This is a genomic window from Roseateles sp. (assembly GCF_052436255.1).
Taxonomy (GTDB): Bacteria; Pseudomonadota; Gammaproteobacteria; order Burkholderiales; family Burkholderiaceae_C; genus Pelomonas.
Genome location: NZ_JBQVNP010000026.1, coordinates 1 through 18,183, shown reverse-complemented (window position 1 = coordinate 18,183; position 18,183 = coordinate 1). Strand labels below are relative to the sequence as shown.

Here is an 18,183-nt window from a genome sequence, read left to right as displayed (position 1 = left end):
TGGATTTCGGGTTAACCCCGATGATCAATCATAAATAGTCATACTTTAATGAACACCATGCCGGCGATGACAGCTGGCCGTGCGCCGCCTGCCGGTGCCTGATCCAACTTCCCACAGAGACAAGGGACCGCATCCATGAGCGCATCCGCCACCCCATTCGCACGACCTTACCGCGGCGTGTTCCCCGTCGTCCCGACCATCTTCCACGCCGACGGCACGCTGGACCTCCCCGGCCAGCTGCGCTGCATCGACTTCATGATCGACGCCGGCTCCACGGGCCTGTGCATCCTGGCCAACTTCTCCGAGCAGTTCGTGCTGTCCGACGCCGAGCGCGAGACGTTGACCCGCGCCATTCTTGAACACGTGGCCGGCCGCGTGCCCGTCATCGTCACGACAACGCACTACTCGACGCAGATCTGCATCGAGCGCAGCCAGCTCGCGCAATCGCTGGGCGCGGCCATGGTCATGGTCATGCCGCCGTACCACGGCGCCACCTTCCGCGTGTCGGAAGGCCAGATCGAGAGCTTTTATCAGCGCCTGTCCGACGCGATCTCGATCCCGATCATGATCCAGGACGCCCCGGTGGCCGGCACACCGCTGTCGGTGCCGCTGCTGGCGCGCATGGCTTCAACGATCGCCAACGTGAAGTACTTCAAGCTGGAGATGCCGCAGGCCGCCAGCAAGATGCGAGAGCTGATCCGCGTCGGCGGCGCGGCCATCGAAGGCCCCTGGGACGGCGAGGAAGCCATCACGCTGCTGGCCGACCTCGACGCCGGCGCCACCGGCGCGATGACGGGCGGCGGCTTCCCCGACGGCATCCGGCTGATCTTCGACGCCTTCCACCGTGGCGATCGCGAAGAGGCCGTCGTCCAGTACGGCCGCTGGCTGCCGCTGATCAATTACGAGAATCGCCAGGGCGGCATCCTGACCGCCAAGGCGCTGATGAAGGAAGGCGGCGTCATCAACAGCGATGCGCCGCGCCATCCCTTCCCCGCGATGACCCCTGAGGTGCGTGCCGGCCTGCTGGACGCGGCCAAGCGCCTCGACCCCCTCGTCCTGCGCTGGAGCAAATAGCCCACCCTCCGACCGGCTGCGCCGGCCCCCTCAAGGGGGCGCCGCTGTGGGCCCGGCAAAGCCGGATCCACGGCAGTCGCGCGAAGGCCGGCATCCTGCGTCGCCGGAATGCGGCGCTCCAAAAGGAGCATGAAATGCGACTGCTGATGATCCTGTCTTTGGCCTGGCTCCTTGCCGGACAGGCCTTCGCGCTGGAAACCGAGGGCGACACGGGCGCGCATGACCCGACGCTGCTGATCCAGGGCGAGCGCTGGTTCGTCTTCACGACCGGCAGGGGCCTGCAGCGGCTGGCGTCGACCGACCAGGGCAAGACCTGGCGCCGGCTGGCGCCCGTCTTCAGCGAGGCTCCCGCCTGGTGGCGTGACGCCGTGCCCGAGCAGAAGAACCTCGACGTCTGGGCGCCCAAGGTCTTCCAGCACCAGGGCCGCACCTGGCTGCTGTACTCGATCTCGACCTTTGGCAAGAACCGCTCGGCCATCGGCCTGGCCAGCAGCGAGGGGCCGGACGCCAGCGAATGGCGGGACGATGGCCTGATCGTGCAAAGCGTGGCGACGGACAACTTCAACGCCATCGACCCCGACCTTTTCGTCGACCGCGACGGCCAGCCGTGGCTGAGCTACGGCTCCTTCTGGGGCGGCCTGCGGCTGACGGCTCTGGATGCCAGGACCCTGCGCCCGACGGGCAGCACGCGCTTCATCGCGCGCAGCCCGGCCATCGAGGCGCCGACGATCGTGCGTCGTGGCGACTGGGTCTACCTGTTCGCCTCGTATGACCTGTGCTGCAAGGGCGCCGACAGCACCTACAACGTCCGTGTGGGCCGCGCCCGAAGCGTGACCGGGCCCTACCTCGACCGCGACGGCAAGGACCTGATGGACGCCGGCGGCACCCCGCTGCTGGCGGCCACCGGTGCGCGCTGGAAGGGCCCTGGCCACCAGGATGTCATCGGCGACTGGCTGGTCCACCATGCCTATGACACCACGCGGGGCGGCAAGCCGCATCTGCGCCTCAAGCGCCTGGCCTGGTCCGACGACGGCTGGCCCGTGGTCGCACAAGAAGAATGAACCGGAGACGAGCACCGTGGCTGGCCTGAAGTTGGAGAACGTCCGCAAGCGCTACGGCGCTGTGCAGGTCATCGAGAACCTGTCGCTGGAGGTTGCCGAGGGCGAGTTCGTCGTCTTCCTCGGCCCCTCGGGTTGCGGCAAGACCAGCTTGCTGCGCATGGTGGCGGGGCTGGAGGAGGTCAGCGGTGGCCGCATCCTCATCGGCGACCGCGACGTGACGGTCGCCCCGCCGGGGCAGCGCAACCTGGCCATGGTGTTCCAGCACTACGCGCTGTACCCGCACATGAGCGTGCGCGAGAACCTGGCGTTCGGGCTGAAGAACATCGGCATCCCTGCTGAAGAGATCGCCAGGCGCATCACCGAGTCGGCCCGCATGCTGGAGCTGGACACGCTGCTGGACCGCAAGCCGGGTCAGCTGTCGGGCGGGCAGCGCCAGCGCGTTGCCATTGGCCGCGCGGTGGTCAAGGAGCCGGGCATCTTCCTGTTCGACGAGCCGCTGTCCAACCTGGATGCGGCCCTGCGCGGGCGCACGCGGCTGGAGCTGGCGCAGCTGCACCAGCGCCTGGGCGCGACGATGGTGTTCGTCACGCATGACCAGATCGAGGCGATGACCCTGGCGACGCGCATTGTCGTGATGCGGGCCGGCGCCATCGAGCAGGTGGCCACACCGGCGGAGCTGTATCGCAGGCCGGCGACGCGCTTCGTCGCCAGCTTCATCGGCACACCGGGCATGGGCTTCGTGCCGGTGCAGCGCGCACCGGATGACCGCGGGCGTGTCGTCGTGACGGTGCCGGGTGGCCAGTGGGTGACGACGCGCGTCGCCACCGAGGGCATGCCGGCACACGGCCTGACGCTCGGCGTGCGACCGGAGAACCTGCGTGTTGCAGAGCAGGGCCCGCTGCGAGGCCGCGTCGAACTGGTTGAGTTCCTCGGCGAGCGCACGCTGGCGCATTTGAAGCTGGAAGGCGGCACGCCGTTGATCGTGACGGTGCCGGCCGGCGTGGCGCCAAAGCTCGGCTCGCATGTGGCGGTGAGCCTGGATGTGGCGGAGGCACACCTGTTTGATGACAGTGGGCGGGCGCATCACGCGCAGGAGGCCTTGTCGTGAGCGGCGGCCTGGTGGCATGCCCCGGTCGCCAGCCCTGCACGGCGAAAGGCGCGGACAAATGAGCGCCGCCGCGACCGTCGGCCTGCGCGCTCCGCGCCCTGCCTACGCCCTCTTCGTCCTCCCCTTCGTCGCCCTCTACGCGCTGCTGCTGCTGTGGCCGCTGGCCAAGGGCGTGTGGATCAGTTTCCACGACCACGACCTGCTGTCCAACGACAGCTTCTGGGTGGGCCTGGGCAACTACCGGGAGCTGCTCGATGACGAGGTCTTCCACCAGGTCATCTGGAACACCATCCGCTTTGTCGCGATCAGCACGCCGATCTTCGTGATCCTGTCGCTGATGCTGGCGCTGGCGCTCAACCGCCCGGGCAAGCTGGCCACCCTGCTGCGTGCCACCTTCTTCTGCGCGTCCGTCTTCTCGGTCACGCTGATCACCCTGGTCTGGAAGCTCGCGCTGATGCCGGAGCGGGGCCTCATCGCGCAGTTTTTCCATGCGTTGGGCCTGCCCGACCTGCCGCTGCTGACCAGCGACAACCTCGCGCTGCTGACGGTCGCCCTCGTCACGGTGTGGTGGATCATCGGCCTGCCGATGATCCTGTTCCTGTCGGCGCTGCAGCAGATCCCGAGTGACATCTACGAGGCCGCCGCGCTGGACAACACGCCGCGCTGGCGCGTGCTGACCCACATCACGTTGCCCAGCCTCAAGCGCGCCATCGTGCTGGTGGCGTTGATCGAGATCATTCGCCAGTTCCAGGTCTTCCCGCAGATCATGCTGATGACCAACGGCGGGCCCAACAACACGACGCGGCCCATCGTGCAGTTCATCTACGAGCAGGCCTTCATGCAACTGTCGCTGGGCTACGCCACCGCCGCCTCTCAGGTGCTGCTGGCGATCATGCTGGTCGGCGTGTCGACGCAGCTCTGGCTCGAACGAGACAAGGGAGGCCAGCGATGAACCCGCTGTTGCGCCGCGGTTGGTTCGACCGCTTCGTCATGGCCGCCCTCACACTCCTGGCGCTGGCCTGGATGGCGCCGCTGCTGTGGGTGCTGGCGCTGTCGTTCAAACCCAACGACTTCCTGCTGACCCGCACCGACGTCTTCCTCGCGCCGCCCTACACGCTGGCCAACTACCTCGACATCCTGCAGACCTCGCAGGTGTTCCGCTGGCTGGCCAACAGTGCCATCGTGGCGCTGCTGCAAACGGCCGGCGTGCTGGTGCTTTCGTCGCTGGCCGGCTACGGTTTTGCGCGCTGCGAGTTCCCGGGCCGCAAGATCCTGTTCGCCATCGTCATGTTCGGCCTGGCCGTACCGTCGCAGTCGGTCTTCATCCCGCTGCACCGGCTGTTCTCGGACTGGAACCTGCAGAACACGATTGCCGGCCTGACATTGCCGGGACTGGCAGCGCCTTTCGGGGTGTATCTGATGACGCAGTACTTCAAGGCCATTCCGGCCGAGTTGGAGGAAGCGGCCCTGTTGGACAACGCGTCCCGCTTCAAGACCTTCCTGCGCATCATCCTGCCGCTGAGTCTGCCGGCGCAGGCCACGCTCGGCATCTTCACTTTCCTGGCCTGCTGGAACGACTATCTGTGGCCGCTGGTGATCGCGACGCAGCCGGAGATGTACACGCTGACCCGCGGCCTCGCCTCCACGCAGACCAACTTCGCGCAGTCGGAAGGGCTGGGCTTCCTGATGGCTCAAGCCGTTTTTGCCGGCATGCCGGCGCTGATGCTCTACCTCTTCTTCCAGCGCCATCTGGTGACGGCCGTCGCAGGGACGGGCAAATCATGATGAAGCGCGCCACCCTGTTGCTGTGCGCCGCGCTGCTTGCGGCCTGCGGCGCCCGCACGCCCGAGGCCGGCAAGACCGAGATCACGCTGATGCGCTTCTTCGGCAGCTGCGAGTCGCAGTTCGGCCAGGTGATGAAGGCGTCCGAAGGCGTCGGCGAGTGCGGCATCGTCACGGCCCTGGTCAACGAGTTCAACGCGACGAATACCGACGGCATCGTCGTGCGCACGCAGATCGGCGAGTGGGGCCCCTACTACGACCAGCTCACCGCGCGGCTCGTCGCCAAGGACATCCCCACCGTCGCCGTCATGCACGAGTCTGCCCTGGGCGACTACGTGCGCCGCAAACTGGTGCTGCCGCTGGACGCGGACTTCAAGCGCATCGGCGTGCCGATGGACGACTTCACCGAGCATGCCCGCCGCGGCACCACCTTCAACGGCGAGACCTACGCGCTGCCCTTGGACACCTGGGCCTGGCTGTGGCATATCAACACCCGCCTGATGAAGCAGGCCGGCCTGACGGGCGCCGACGGCCAGCCGGTGCTGCCACGCTCGCCCGGGGAGCTGCTGGCGCAGGCACGGCAGTTCAAGCAGCGCACCGGCAAGCCCTATTTCGCCTGGGCCGTGGCCAACGAGACGGCGGCCAACAACCGCAGCTTCCTGACCCTGGTGGCCCAGCAGAACGCGCAGCTGTTCGCGCCCGACGGCAAGGCCATCCACATGCAGCAGCCGGCGGTGACCAACGCCCTGACGCTGATGCAGACGCTCTACCGCGAGGGCCATGTGCGGCCCAACCTCGACTACGCCGCCGCCAACCAGACGTTCCTGAACGGCGGGGCGGGCGTCGTCGTGGTCGGCACCTGGACCATCGACCAGTTCCTGCGCGAATCGAAGAAACCCGAGTCCGCGCTGCAAGACGGCTACGCGGTGCGCCCCTTCCCACAGCTGTACGAGAAGCCGGCCGTGTTCGCCGACGGCCACGCCTGGGCCCTGTTCAAGGGCGGCACCCAGGACACGAAGGCGCATGAAGCGGCGCTGAAGTTCCTGAAGTTCGTCTGGGACCGCAGCGCCGAATGGTCCCGCACGGGCCACCTGCCGGTCAGCAAGACCGTGGCCGAGAGCGCTGCCTTCCGGGCGCTGCCCATGCGCGAGGCGCTGGCCGAGATCACCACCACCGGCACGGGCATGCCCGGCAATGTGCCGACCCAGCGCGCCATCGAACTGCTGATCGGCGAGGACGTGGCCAACCTGCTCATCTCCGCCAAGCCCGTGGCCGAGGTGCAGGCCAGCGTCGAGAAGCGCGTCAACAAAGCCTTGCAGAAAGCCCGTCGATGACGTTCCAAGCCTCTCTCACCGTCGACCGCGACTTCGACCTCGCCCCGCTGGACCGCCGCCTGTTCGGCGTCTTCGTCGAGCATCTGGGCCGCTGCGTCTACACCGGCATCTACGAACCCGGCCACCCGACCGCGGACGAGCAGGGCTTCCGCGGCGACGTCGCCGCGCTGACGCGCGAACTGGGCGCCACCCTCGTGCGCTACCCCGGCGGCAATTTCATGTCGGGCTACAACTGGGAAGACGGCGTCGGCCCCCAGGACCAGCGCCCGCGCCGGCTGGACCTGGCCTGGTTCTCGACCGAGACCAATCAGGTCGGCACGCACGAGTTCATGGCCTGGTGCGAACGCGTCGGCATCGAGCCGATGTTCGGCGTCAACCTCGGCACGCGCGGGCCGGACGAAGCGCGGCACTACCTCGAGTACTGCAACCATCCAGGCGCCACGGCGCTGTCGGAGCTGCGGCGCGCCAACGGCGCCGAGCAGCCGTTCGGCATCAAGTCCTGGTGCCTGGGCAACGAGATGGACGGCCCCTGGCAGATCTGCCAGAAGACCCCTGACGAATACGGCCGCATCGCCAAGGAGACGGCCAAGGTCATGCGCTGGGTGGACCCGTCCATCGAACTCTTCGTGTGTGGCTCGTCGGCCCATGACATGCCCACCTACGGCATCTGGGAAGACCGCGTGCTCGACCACTGCTACGAGTTCGTCGACTACCTCTCGCTGCACAGCTATTTCGTCAAGCCACCCGCGGACACCAGCACCGAGAGCTTCCTGGCGCAGATCGAGACGAATGCCCGCTTCATCCGGGACACGGTGGCGATTGCCGATTCGGTCGCGGCGCGCAAGCGCTCGGGCAAGCGTTTGATGCTGTCCTTCGACGAATGGAACGTCTGGTACCGCGCCCGCCACGGCGAGCATCTCAGGCAGGCCGGCTGGCCGGAGGCGCCGCGGCTGCTGGAGGAGGTCTACACCGCTGAAGACGCGCTGCTGATCGGCGGCATGCTGACGATGATGATGAACCACGCGGACCGGCTCAAGGTGGCCTGCATGGCGCAACTGGTCAACGTCATCGGCCCCATCATGACCGAGCCCGGCGGGCCGGCCTGGCGGCAGACGATCTTCCACCCGTTCGCCCAGGCGGCGCGCTGGGCGCGGGGCCAGGTCTTGCGGCCGGTGGTGAGGTCGCCGGGTTATGCAAATGCGCTGCATGGGCAGGTGCCCTATCTCTGCGCCAGCGTCGTCGACGACGCGGCCACGGGGCAGACCGCCGTGTTCCTGCTCAACCGCAGCCTGACCGACGAGATGGACCTGTCCATCACGCTGCGCGGCCTGGGTGGCGCGCGCCAGCTCGTGCTGGCCGAGCAACTGCACTCGGCCGACCTGCACGCCACCAACACCGCCGACGCGCCCGATCGCGTCGCGCCGCAGCCGCTGCCCGGCGTGCTCATCGACGGCGAGCAGCTGCGCGTGCTGCTCAAGCCCGCCTCGTGGAATGTCATCGTCACGAAGGCCGTCCGCTCATGAGCCCCACCTGGCGCAACCCTGTGGTCGAGCAGCGCGCCGACCCCCACCTGACACTGGTCGATGGCCGCTACTGGTTCACCGCCTCGGTGCCGCGCTACGACGCCATCGAGATCCGCGGCGCCGACAGCGTCGCCGGCCTCGCGGCCGCGCCGACGAAGCTGATCTGGCGCGCACACGACAGCGGCCCGATGAGCTTTCACGTCTGGGCACCGGAACTGCACCGCATCGATGGACGCTGGTACGTCTATTTCGCCGCCAGCGAGCGCGAAGACATCTGGAAGCTGCGCATGTATGTCCTCGAATGCTCGGGGCAAGATCCGATGATTGATCCATGGGTCGAGCGCGGCCAGATCCTCACCCCCGAGGAAGGCTTCTCGCTCGACGCGACGCCCTTCGAGCACGCCGGCAGACGCTTCCTGTGCTGGGCGCAGAAGAGTCCACCGGCCGAGAGCAACCTCTACCTGGCCGAACTGGCCAACCCGTGGACGCTGGCCGGCGCGCCGGTGTGCATCAGCCGGCCCGAGCTGGCCTGGGAGCGCATCGGTTTCTGCGTCAACGAGGGGCCCGCGCTCCTCAAGCGCCATGGCCGCGTCCTGATCGCGTACTCGGCCGCCGCGACCGACGCCAACTACTGCATGGGCCTGCTGTGGGCCGGCGAGAGCGCCGACCTGCTGGACCGGAACAGCTGGCACAAGTCCTCCACGCCGGTGTTCTGCAGCAACGAATCAGCGAGCCAGTTCGGGCCCGGCCACAACAGCTTCACGACGACGCCCGACGGCGCGACCGACCTGCTGGTCTATCACGCGCGCAACTACCGCGACATCGTCGGGGATCCGTTGAACGACCCCAACCGCCATGCGCGCGTGCAGGCCTTCGGCTGGCGCGCGGACGGCTTCCCAGACTTCGGCACGCCGGTGGCCGACGGCCCCTATTCCATCTGAGACAACCATGCGCTACATCACCTCGCTTCTGCTCGCCCTGCCCGCGCTCGCCCAGGCGCTGAGCAGCCCCGATGGCCAGCTCCAGGTCGACGTGTCCGTCAACGAGCAGCAGCAGCTGGTCTACACCGTGCAGCGCGCCGGCCAGCCGGTGCTGCTGGCTTCGCGGCTGGGCCTGCTGCTGGAGCAAGGCGATTTCGCCAACGGCCTGAAGCTCGTGGGCAGCTCCCAGGTGAAGCCCCATCGCGAGCAGTACGCGCTGGCTGCCGGCAAGAAGCGCCAGGTGGACTACCGCGCCAACGAGCAGAGCTTCACCGTCGCGAACGCCAAGGGTCGGCAGTTCAGCGTCACGCTGCGCGCCTCCAACGACGGCCTGGCGCTGCGCTATACGGTGGCCGGTGCGGGCCGCAAGACTTTCAAGGACGAGCTGACCGGTTTCGCATTCGCGGCCGACGCGCGCGCCTGGTTGCAGCCCATGGCCGTGGCCAAGACGGGCTTTGCGCGCACCAACCCGTCCTATGAAGAGCACTACCAGGCCGACATCCCGGTGGGCACCAAGGCGCCCTCGCACGCCGGCTGGGTGTTCCCGGCGCTGTTCCGCACCGGCAGCACCTGGGTGGCCCTCACCGAGGCCGGCATGGACGGCCGCTTCCACGCGTCGCGCCTGCACAGCGATGCCACCGGCGGCGTCTACCGCATCGGCCTGCCCGAGGCCAGCGAGGTCTCCACCGGCGGCCACTTGCTGGCCAACATCGACGGAACGTTGACGACGCCGTGGCGCGTGCTGGCCATCGGCTCGCTGAAGACGGTCATGGAGTCCACGCTGGGCACCGACCTCGCCGCGCCCGCCGTGGCCTTCGACAAGGCCAGGCTCAAGCCCGGCCACGCATCCTGGAGCTGGGCCCTGCTGAAGGACGACGGCACCGTGTTCGCCACGCAGAAGCGCTTCATCGACTACGCCGCTGACATGGGCTGGAACTACACGCTGGTGGATGCCTACTGGGACAGCAAGATCGGCGACGCCAAGATGAAGGAACTGGCCGACTACGCGAAGAGCAAGAACGTCGGCCTGCTCGCCTGGTACAACTCCTCGGGCGCCTGGAACGACACCGACATGACCCCGAAGAGCGCGCTGCTGACCCCGGCCGACCGCGCCAAGGAGTTCGCACGCATGAAGGCACTGGGCATCCAGGGCCTGAAGGTGGACTTCTTCGGCGGCGACGGCGCGTCGATGATGGGCTACTACGTGGACCTGTTGAAGGAGTCCGCGGCGGCCGGCCTGCTGATGAACTTCCATGGCGCCACGCTGCCGCGCGGCTGGAGCCGCACCTATCCCCACCTGATGACGGTGGAGGCGGTGCGGGGCTTCGAGTTCGCCACCTTCACGCAGGACGACCAGGACAAGGTGGCCCGCCAGGCGGCCATGATCCCGTTCACGCGCAACCTGTTCGACCCCATGGACTTCACGCCCATGGTGTTCGGCGACATCCCCAACATCAAGCGTGCCACGCGCAATGGCTTCGAGCTGGCGCAGAGCGTGCTGTTCCTGTCCGGCATCCAGCACTACGCCGAGACGCCCGACGGCATGGCCACCGTGCCGGCCTATGTGAAGGGCTTCCTGCGCGAACTGCCGCGCCGGTGGGACGAAGTGCGCTTCCTGGACGGTGAGCCGGGACATTTCGCCGTCATCGCGCGCCGCGCCGGCAAACAGTGGTTCGTCGCCGGCTTCAACGCGGGCGAGCAGCCGCGCGAGATCTCGCTGGACCTGGGCTGGCTCGGCCAGGCCGAAGGCCAGCTCATTACCGACGGCACCGGCGAGCGCGAGTTCGCCGAGGGCAAGCTCGCCGCGCCGGCCGCCAAGCTGACGTTGGCGCCACGCGGCGGCTTCGTCGCGCGCTTTCGATAATGCGGGCTTTTCCAGGCCTGGCGCCCATGCGAACCCGAGCGGACCATTCCACCTACAGCGCCCAGACCGAGGGCAAGAGCCAGCACGGCCGCATCGTCAGCGAGCTGGGCCTGGCCATCGTCGGCGGCGAGCTGCGGCCCGGCGACAAGCTGCCGCCCGAGGCCCAGCTGCTGGAGCGCTACGAGATCAGCCGCCCGGTGCTGCGCGAGGCCGTGCGCGTGCTCGTCGCCAAGGGCCTGGTCGTGTCGCGCCAGCGCGCCGGCGCCATCGTGCGGCCGCGCAACGAGTGGCATCTGCTGGACCCCGACGTGCTGTACTGGCTCATCCAGTCCCGCCCGCAGCGCGACTTCGTGCAGACGCTGCTGGAAGTGCGGCAGATCTTCGAGCCCGCCGCCGCGGCGCTGGCCGCCCGCGCCGCAACGGACGAGCAGCTCGCGTCCATCGCCAAGGCCTATGAAGGCATGGCCGCCGCCAGGACGACCGAGGAGCTGCTGGAGCCCGACCTGGCCTTCCACCGCCGCATCGCCGAGGCCACGGGCAACGACCTGCTGGCCTACATCGGCAACATGCTGTCGCTGGCCCTGCGCGAGTCCATCACCCTGTCCAGCCAGCTGCCCAACACGCACGAGCTCTCGCTGCCGCGCCACAAGGCCATCCTGACCGCATTGCAGGCCCGCGACCCGCTCGGCGCCCGCCAGGCCACGCTGGTGCAGCTGGACGAAACGGGTGACGACATCAACAGCGTGCTGGCCAACGACGGGCGTGTGAACCTCGCTTGATATGAAAACCAAAACGCAACCACAAAGGCACAGTGACACCGAGGAATGCAATGAGGCTGCTTGTCTGCGCCTCTGTGCCTCTGTGGTTGCATTGACTGTGTCGTCGCGTGCAACGGACAGCTGACATGGCCCGCCCAGACGACGATGACGCCAGCGGCCTGACCGACGCCAGCCCCAACCCCAACTGGTTCCTGCGCGCGCGGCTGAAGACGCGCCAGCTGCTGTTGCTGATCGCGCTGGACGATGAGCGCAACATCCACCGCGCCGCCGAAGTCCTCTGCATGACGCAGCCCGCCGCGTCCAAGCAGCTCAAGGACCTGGAGGACATGCTGGACGTGAAGCTCTTCGAGCGCCACCCGCGCGGCATGGAGCCCACGCTCTACGGCGAAACCATGATCCGTCACGCGCGCATGGCGCTGACGTCGCTTTCGGCGGCACATGACGACATCGTCGCCCTCAAACATGGCCTGTCCGGCCAGGTCGAGGTGGGCGTCATCATGACCCCCGCCATGGGCCTGCTGCCGCGCGCCATCTCACGCATCAAGCTGCAGGCGCCCCGCCTGCGCATCGGCGTGCAGATGGACAGCAGCAAGGCGCTGCTGGACATGCTGAGCCGCGGCAAGCTGGACTTCATGATTGGCCGCATCGTCGAAGAGGAAGGTGCGGCCGGCATGCACTACGAGGAGCTGACGGTCGAGCCCGCCTGCGCGGTGGCGCGCGTGGGGCATCCGCTGCTCAAGTCCGGCAACTTGAAGCTCGCCGACCTGGCAACCCAGCCGTGGATACTCCCGCCGGTCGGGAGTGTGCTGCGGCATCGGTGGGAGTTGATGTTCCGCCGCGCGGCGCTGGAGCCGCCGGGCAATGTGGTGGACACGACGGCCTTGCTCCTGATCACGGCGCTGTTGCAGCAGACGGATTCACTGCATGTGATGCCCGTGGAGGTGGCGCGTTATTACGCATCGCTGAATGTGCTGGCGATCCTGCCGATCGAGCTGCCGTGCCACATGGATGCATTCGGGATCATCACGCGCGAAGGGCATCTGATGTCACCGGGGGCGAGGCAGCTGCTGCAGGAGGTGAGGCTGGCGGCGCGGGATCTGTATTGACGCGACGAACGGGCAGGCGTGTTGCAGCGGCTGCGGCTGTTCCCGTCAGCCCAGCGGCGCCAGGCGCCGCCGTGCAGCCGACGCTGCCAGCGCCAGGCCGGCGAGCAGCAATGTGCCCGGCTCGCCCAGCAGCGTTGGGGGCGCCACCACCATCGCGTCGGAACCCGAGCCCACGATGTTCCTGCCGAAGCCGTTGAGCGTGGCGGTGGACAGCCGATTGCTGTCGCTCAACATGTCGGTCAGGCTGCCGTACGTGACAACGTCGGCGCCTACCGCGGATTCGCCTTCGATATTGAAGACGTTCCAGTAGTGCATGCCATCGGACCCCGAGCCGACGATGTTGCGGCCGAAGCCGTTGAGCGTGTGGGTGCCTAGCCGGTTGCTGTCGCTCATCATGTCCAGCAAGCTGCCGTAGGTGACGATGTCGGCGCCGATCGCCGACTCGCCTTCGATGTTGAAGACACTCCAGTAGAACCTGCCGTCCGAGCCGGCGTCCACGATGTTCCGGCCGAAACCGCCCAGCGTGAAGGTGCCCAGCCGGTTGCCATCCGTCAGCATGTCCTGCAGGCTCGCATAGGTGGCGATGTCCGCAGCGACCGCCGATTCACCTTCGATGTTGAAGACGTTCCAGTAGCGGCTGCCATCAGAGCCGGAGCCGACGATGTTGCGGCCGAAGCCGTTGAGCGTGTGGGTGCCCAGCCGGTTGCTGTCGCCTAGCATGTCGGCCAAGGTGGCATAGGTGACGATGTCCGCGCCGACGGCCGACTCCCCTTCGATATTGAAGACGTTCCAGTACGCCGCCCGCGCGGGGGCGCCGATGACCAGCAGCGCCACCAGCGCCGCCCACCGCCAGTTGAAACCTCGTGTGCCTGTCGCCATGTTGCGTTCCCCTTGATCGAGAGCCGCGAGTGAATGTCGATGGCCCGCGGCTGTCAATCCCGAACCGCCTGGCCGGCGCGCGCGGCAGGGCATGGCCCCACCTTGCGGGCGGCAGCTTCAGTCCTCGGCAGGGTCGCCCAACGCCGCCTGGAACGCGCCCGCAAACTCGGCCGACGCGCTCAACGTCAGCGTCACGGTCACCCACCCGCCCGCCTCGTGCTGCACCAGCAGTTCGTGGTCCCAGGCGTTGCCATCTTCCACCGCCCCCTGCCGGCCGCCGAACTCGGTCTGCGCCCAGGCCAGAACTTGATGCACCTCGTCCATCACGGCCGCATGCCCCGCCGCCCGCGTGGAGGCCATGGCTTGCAGCGTGAGGATGCCGTCGGAGCTGTCGGTGAGGTCGAAGCTGAGGTATTCCATCGCGGAATTGTCAGGTCGCGAAGCGCTGTGCTGCAGCGGCGCAGCTGCAAGCGGCATCAAGATGTCGCCCCATCCGCCCTGTTCTGCGGGGGGTCCGCCAAGTGTTGGCGGTCGATGGTCCAGGCAGCATGTCAATGGCCAACCCCGCGGATGAAACGACCCCACCCCGTCCACCGTGCATTGCCGGTGGCGAAACCCTCTCAGTCGTCCAGCCCCAGGAAACCGCCGCTCTGGTGCGACCACAGCCGTGCATAGATGCCGCCCTGCGCCAGCAGCTCGGCATGCGAGCCCTGCTCGACGATGCGACCGGCGTCCATGACGACGAGGCGGTCCAGCGCGGCAATGGTCGACAGACGGTGGGCGATGGCCACGACGGTCTTGCCCTCCATCAGCGTGTAGAGCGACTGCTGGATGGCGGCCTCGACTTCGCTGTCGAGGGCGCTGGTGGCTTCGTCCAGCAGCAGGATGGGCGCGTCCTTGAGCATCACCCGGGCGATGGCGATGCGCTGGCGCTGGCCGCCGCTGAGCTTGACGCCACGCTCGCCGACATGGGCCTCGTAGCCGGTGCGTCCCTTGGCGTCGGACAGGCTGCCGATGAACTCGTCGGCATGGGCGCGCTCGGCCGCACGCTCCAGCTCGGCCTGGGTGGCGCCGGGACGGCCGTAGAGGATGTTGTCGGCCACCGAGCGGTGCAGCAGCGAGGTGTCCTGCGTGACCATGCCGATGTGGCGGCGCAGCGAGTCCTGCGTGACGTGGCGGATGTCCTGGCCGTCGATGAGGATGCGGCCGCCGCCTTCCGGAATGTCGTACAGGCGCAGCAGCAAGTTGACGAGCGTGCTCTTGCCCGCACCGCTGCGGCCGACCAGGCCGATCTTCTCGCCGGGCCTGATCTTCAGGTCCAGGTTGTCGACGACGACCTTGCCGTTCGGATAGGCGAAGCGCAGGTTCTCGAAATGAACTTCCCCGCGCGGCACGGTCAGCTCGGTGGCGCCGTTCGCATCGGCGATCGCATGCGGCTTGGCCAGCGTGGCCAGGCCGTCCTGCACGGTGCCGATGTGCTCGAACAGCGAGGCCATCTCCCACATCACCCAGTGCGAGATGCCGTTGAGCCGCATCGCCATCGCGGTGGCCGCGGCAACCGCGCCGACGCCGATGGCCGAAACGCCCCACAGCCAAAGCGCCAGCAACGCCGTGCTGCCCACCAGCAGCGCCGACAGGAAGGTGTTGACGATCTCGAAGCCGGTCACCAGGCGCATCTGGGCGTAGGCGGTGACCATGAAGTCCTGCATCGCCGACTTGGCATAGCCGGCCTCGCGGCGACCGTGGGCGAACAGCTTGACGGTGGCGATGTTGGTATAGGCGTCGGTGATGCGGCCGGTCATCAGGCTGCGCGCGTCGGCCTGGGCCTGGGCCACCTTGCCCAGGCGCGGCACAAAGAAGCGCAGCGCGACGACATACAGGGCCAGCCAGACAGCGAAAGGCGCCATCAGCCAGGCATCGAAGCTGGCGACGATGGCGACCAGGGTGCCGAAGTAGACCGCCACGTAGACCAGGATGTCGACGACGATGAGCCAGGTGTCGCGCACGGCCAGCGCCGTCTGCATCACCTTGGTCGCGATGCGACCGGCGAACTCGTCGCCGAAGAAGGTCAGGCTCTGGGCCAGCATGCGGCGATGAAAGAGCCAGCGCAGCCGCATCGGGAAGTTGCCGAACACGCCCTGGTACTTCATCAGCGCCTGCACCGTCGCCAGCACGATGCTGACGCCCAGCACGGCCAGCAGCATGGCGACGACCGGCTGCGGCTTGTCCCACAGCTCGGCCGGCTTGACGCTGGCCAGCCAGTCCACCAGCGAGGCCATCAGGCTGAACAGCAGCGCCTCCGCCGCCGCGATGCCGGCCGTGAACAGCGTGACGGCCAGCAGGTGCGGCCGCACGCCATCGGCACAGCGCCACAGAAAGGGGAAGAAACCCGTCGGCGGCGAGGCGCCGGAAGTGTCGGGATAGGGGTCGACGAGGCGCTCGAAGCGCGCGGACACGGACTGGAAAAGCGACATCCAGCTAGTGTCGCCGGACACCGCTGTCAGAGCGTGGCATCAGCATGACGGGGTGATCGCCGCGGCTGACGGCCGGGCAACCTGCTGGGCAGCGCCACCTGACGTTTGGACGTCGCTTTTGCACTCGTGCGGGCGAAGAGCGCCCTACAGTCACGACCCCGCCCGTTGCTGCCTGGACAGCCTGTCCTGGTCCACGGGGGTCCATCAGACCGCGCATGACCGACGTTCAGTACACCACCTTGCCGCCCTGGCCCAACGCCTACCCGGCCAGCGGCGCCAGCGCCACCCTGAAAGGCCTCAACGAGGATTTCATCGTGACCGAATTGCCGCTGCACCTGCCCAGCGGTGAGGGCGAACACATCTGGCTGGAGGTGGAGAAGAACGGAGCCAACACCGCCTTCGTCGCCGAGCAGCTGGCAGCGGCCGCCGGCGTGCAGGTCAACGACGTGGGCTATGCCGGCCTCAAGGACCGCCACGCCATCACCCGTCAGTGGTTCAGCATCTATCTGCCGACTGGGAAAGGGAAAGGCGAGACGCCCGACCTGACCCCGCTTCAGCACCCGGAGTTCAAGGTCCTGAGCCAGAGCCGCCACGTGAAAAAGCTGCGCCGCGGCGATCTGCAGGGCAACCGGTTCCGCATCGTGCTGCGCGATCTGAGCGGCGACCTGGATGCCATCGAGACCAATCTCAAGGCCGTGGCCTTCCAGGGCGCTCCCAACTACTTCGGCGCTCAGCGTTTCGGCCATGACGGTGGCAACGTCGAGCAGGGCCGGGCCATGCTGGCGCGCGAAATCCGCGTGCGCAACCCGAAGAAAAAGGGCATCTACCTGTCGGCGGTGCGCTCCTTTGTCTTCAATGAGGTGCTGGCATTGCGGATTCGGCAGGGACTCTGGGGCAGGCCCCTGCCCGGCGACGTGATGGACGGGGCGGGCCTGCCCACCGGGCCGCTCTGGGGACGGGGCCGCGTGATCACCAGCGATCAAGCGCAGGCCCTGGAAAACGGTGTGGCTGAACGCCATGCCATCTTGTGCAACGGCATGGAACACGCCGGACTGGACCAGGAGCGCCGTGCCCTGGTGGCCAGGCCGGTGGACATGTCATGGGAATGGCCGCAAGCCGATCAACTGGTGCTCACGTTCTCGTTGCCGGCCGGGAGCTACGCCACTTCCGTCCTGAACGAAATCCTCCGCACCACGGAGCCCGACCGGCAAGCGGAGAGCGAGCCGGGGGCTGTCGAGTGACGGGGAGCCTCACTCGAAACGTTGGCTGGTGCCGAACAGCGCGCGGCCAACTGCGGGCCTTCGGGTCAGCTATTGCGCGAACCGAAGCGCTCGGCCGAACGCGCCCTGGCCTTGGCCGCCTCGATCTCGCGGTTCTTCGGCTCGGTCGTCGTCACGAGGGATGCGATCAACGTGCGCGCCTCGGCGGCTATCGCCGCGACCGCATGGTCGAAGGCCGCTGCATTGGCCTGCGACGGCACGTTGAAGCCGCTGAGCTTGCGCACGAACTGCAGCGCGGCGTCGCGGATCTCGAGCTCGGTGGCGGGGGGCTCGAAGTTGAAGAGGGTGCGGATGTTGCGGCACATGGTTGAAGACCTCTTGTTCAGCGGACGTCGGGATGCCGCTCGCGCCACGCCTTCAGCGCCCGGCGGTAATCGTCCTTGGCCAGGTCGTACAGGTCGAAGATGCAGGGGTCGCAGCCATTGCCGCAGCAGGCATCGAGGTCGGGCTCGGGCGGCGGCTGGGGCATCGGGTCGGTGTCGGAAACGGCAGGATCGGTCATCGACACCGATTTTGAAGCAGCGAAGATCGCGCCATGTTCGCCAGCACGACGCCCCCCGGGAGACGGCGCTGAACTTCAAGCTCTACCGACAGGCGACGGACACGATCGCCGGCCTCAGCTGGCAGCTGCGGCGGTGCGACCGGGGTCAGTGAACGCCGGCGAGCAGGGCCGCATTGCCGCCGGCGGCCGCCGTGTTGACCGTCAGCGTCTGCTCGGCCGTGAAGCGGTAGAGCTGGCGCATATGGCCGGCCGCGGTGACCAGCGGCAGGATGGCGCCCGGTCGTGCGGCCAGGGCCTTGGCCAGCCCATGGGCGGCCGCCGGGTCTGACGAGGCGAGGGCCACGCCGGCCAGTTGCGGCGCGGCCAGCAGGCCGGCCAGCGCCGATTCGGGCAGCAGGGTCAGCGCGTTGACTGGCAGGCCGGCGCGCAGCAGGGCC

17 protein-coding genes and 1 pseudogene are annotated in these 18,183 nt (G+C 67.9%); 12 read left to right on the top strand and 6 right to left on the bottom strand.

Going from position 1 to position 18,183, the window contains the following annotated elements:
* Nucleotides 1–135: 135 nt before the first annotated feature.
* From ACT6S0_RS08645 to ACT6S0_RS08595, 11 genes are all read left to right on the top strand, one after another.
* The gene (locus tag ACT6S0_RS08645) at nt 136–1,074 is read left to right on the top strand and encodes a dihydrodipicolinate synthase family protein (protein ID WP_444763493.1); all 939 of its coding nucleotides are present in this window, start codon (nt 136–138) and stop codon (nt 1,072–1,074) included.
* 134 nt (nt 1,075–1,208) lie between these two features.
* A complete protein-coding gene (locus tag ACT6S0_RS08640) occupies nt 1,209–2,135 on the top strand; it encodes an arabinan endo-1,5-alpha-L-arabinosidase (protein ID WP_444763492.1) in 927 nt (308 codons plus the stop codon).
* Nucleotides 2,136–2,151: 16 nt separating this feature from the next.
* Nucleotides 2,152–3,243 (top strand): ABC transporter ATP-binding protein, encoded by a 1,092-nt coding sequence (locus ACT6S0_RS08635; RefSeq protein WP_444763491.1) that lies wholly within the window; start codon nt 2,152–2,154, stop codon nt 3,241–3,243.
* Nucleotides 3,244–3,301: 58 nt separating this feature from the next.
* Nucleotides 3,302–4,195: a carbohydrate ABC transporter permease gene (locus ACT6S0_RS08630; protein WP_444763490.1), complete on the top strand. Its 894-nt coding sequence runs from the start codon at nt 3,302–3,304 to the stop codon at nt 4,193–4,195.
* Nucleotides 4,192–5,028: a carbohydrate ABC transporter permease gene (locus ACT6S0_RS08625; RefSeq protein ID WP_444763489.1), complete on the top strand. Its 837-nt coding sequence runs from the start codon at nt 4,192–4,194 to the stop codon at nt 5,026–5,028. The genes ACT6S0_RS08630 and ACT6S0_RS08625 overlap by 4 nt, the downstream gene beginning before the upstream one ends.
* The gene (locus ACT6S0_RS08620) at nt 5,028–6,359 is read left to right on the top strand and encodes an extracellular solute-binding protein (RefSeq protein ID WP_444763488.1); all 1,332 of its coding nucleotides are present in this window, start codon (nt 5,028–5,030) and stop codon (nt 6,357–6,359) included. The genes ACT6S0_RS08625 and ACT6S0_RS08620 overlap by 1 nt, the downstream gene beginning before the upstream one ends.
* Nucleotides 6,356–7,882, top strand: a complete 1,527-nt coding sequence (arfA, locus tag ACT6S0_RS08615) for an arabinosylfuranosidase ArfA (RefSeq protein ID WP_444763487.1) — start codon at nt 6,356–6,358, stop codon at nt 7,880–7,882. Before ACT6S0_RS08620 ends, arfA begins: the two co-directional genes overlap by 4 nt.
* Complete coding sequence (locus ACT6S0_RS08610; protein ID WP_444763486.1) at nt 7,879–8,823, top strand: glycoside hydrolase family 43 protein; 945 nt, start codon at nt 7,879–7,881, stop codon at nt 8,821–8,823. The genes arfA and ACT6S0_RS08610 overlap by 4 nt, the downstream gene beginning before the upstream one ends.
* 7 nt (nt 8,824–8,830) lie before the next feature.
* Nucleotides 8,831–10,726 carry a glycoside hydrolase family 97 catalytic domain-containing protein gene (locus ACT6S0_RS08605; RefSeq protein ID WP_444763485.1) on the top strand — a complete coding sequence of 632 codons (1,896 nt, stop codon included), beginning with the start codon at nt 8,831–8,833 and terminating at the stop codon, nt 10,724–10,726.
* A 26-nt stretch (nt 10,727–10,752) separates the two neighbouring features.
* Nucleotides 10,753–11,505 (top strand): FadR/GntR family transcriptional regulator, encoded by a 753-nt coding sequence (locus tag ACT6S0_RS08600; protein WP_444763484.1) that lies wholly within the window; start codon nt 10,753–10,755, stop codon nt 11,503–11,505.
* A gap of 125 nt (nt 11,506–11,630) precedes the next feature.
* Nucleotides 11,631–12,611, top strand: a complete 981-nt coding sequence (locus ACT6S0_RS08595; RefSeq protein WP_444763483.1) for a LysR family transcriptional regulator — start codon at nt 11,631–11,633, stop codon at nt 12,609–12,611.
* Nucleotides 12,612–12,656: 45 nt separating this feature from the next.
* On the opposite strand, the gene ACT6S0_RS08590 is transcribed toward ACT6S0_RS08595, so the two are convergent.
* The 3 genes from ACT6S0_RS08590 to ACT6S0_RS08580 all read right to left on the bottom strand — a co-directional run bounded on the left by ACT6S0_RS08590 (nt 12,657) and on the right by ACT6S0_RS08580 (nt 15,964).
* On the bottom strand, nt 12,657–13,490 hold the full coding sequence (locus ACT6S0_RS08590) for a hypothetical protein (RefSeq protein ID WP_444763482.1): 834 nt from the start codon (nt 13,488–13,490) through the stop codon (nt 12,657–12,659).
* 117 nt (nt 13,491–13,607) lie between these two features.
* Nucleotides 13,608–13,910 carry a hypothetical protein gene (locus tag ACT6S0_RS08585; protein ID WP_444763481.1) on the bottom strand — a complete coding sequence of 101 codons (303 nt, stop codon included), beginning with the start codon at nt 13,908–13,910 and terminating at the stop codon, nt 13,608–13,610.
* Between the two features lie 200 nt (nt 13,911–14,110).
* Complete coding sequence (locus tag ACT6S0_RS08580) at nt 14,111–15,964, bottom strand: ABC transporter ATP-binding protein (protein WP_444763480.1); 1,854 nt, start codon at nt 15,962–15,964, stop codon at nt 14,111–14,113.
* Between the two features lie 215 nt (nt 15,965–16,179).
* Between ACT6S0_RS08580 and truD the strand changes: the two genes are divergently transcribed.
* A complete protein-coding gene (gene truD / locus ACT6S0_RS08575; protein WP_444763479.1) occupies nt 16,180–17,205 on the top strand; it encodes a tRNA pseudouridine(13) synthase TruD in 1,026 nt (341 codons plus the stop codon).
* Nucleotides 17,206–17,270: 65 nt separating this feature from the next.
* Here the strand turns inward: truD and ACT6S0_RS08570 are convergent, their stop codons facing one another.
* The 3 genes and pseudogenes from ACT6S0_RS08570 to ACT6S0_RS08560 all read right to left on the bottom strand — a co-directional run.
* A complete protein-coding gene (locus ACT6S0_RS08570) occupies nt 17,271–17,549 on the bottom strand; it encodes a DUF2277 domain-containing protein (RefSeq protein ID WP_444763478.1) in 279 nt (92 codons plus the stop codon).
* 17 nt (nt 17,550–17,566) lie between these two features.
* Nucleotides 17,567–17,746, bottom strand: a complete 180-nt coding sequence (locus ACT6S0_RS08565) for an oxidoreductase-like domain-containing protein (protein ID WP_444763477.1) — start codon at nt 17,744–17,746, stop codon at nt 17,567–17,569.
* Between the two features lie 145 nt (nt 17,747–17,891).
* Nucleotides 17,892–18,183 (bottom strand): annotated as a pseudogene (locus ACT6S0_RS08560) (hypothetical protein); the annotation flags it as partial.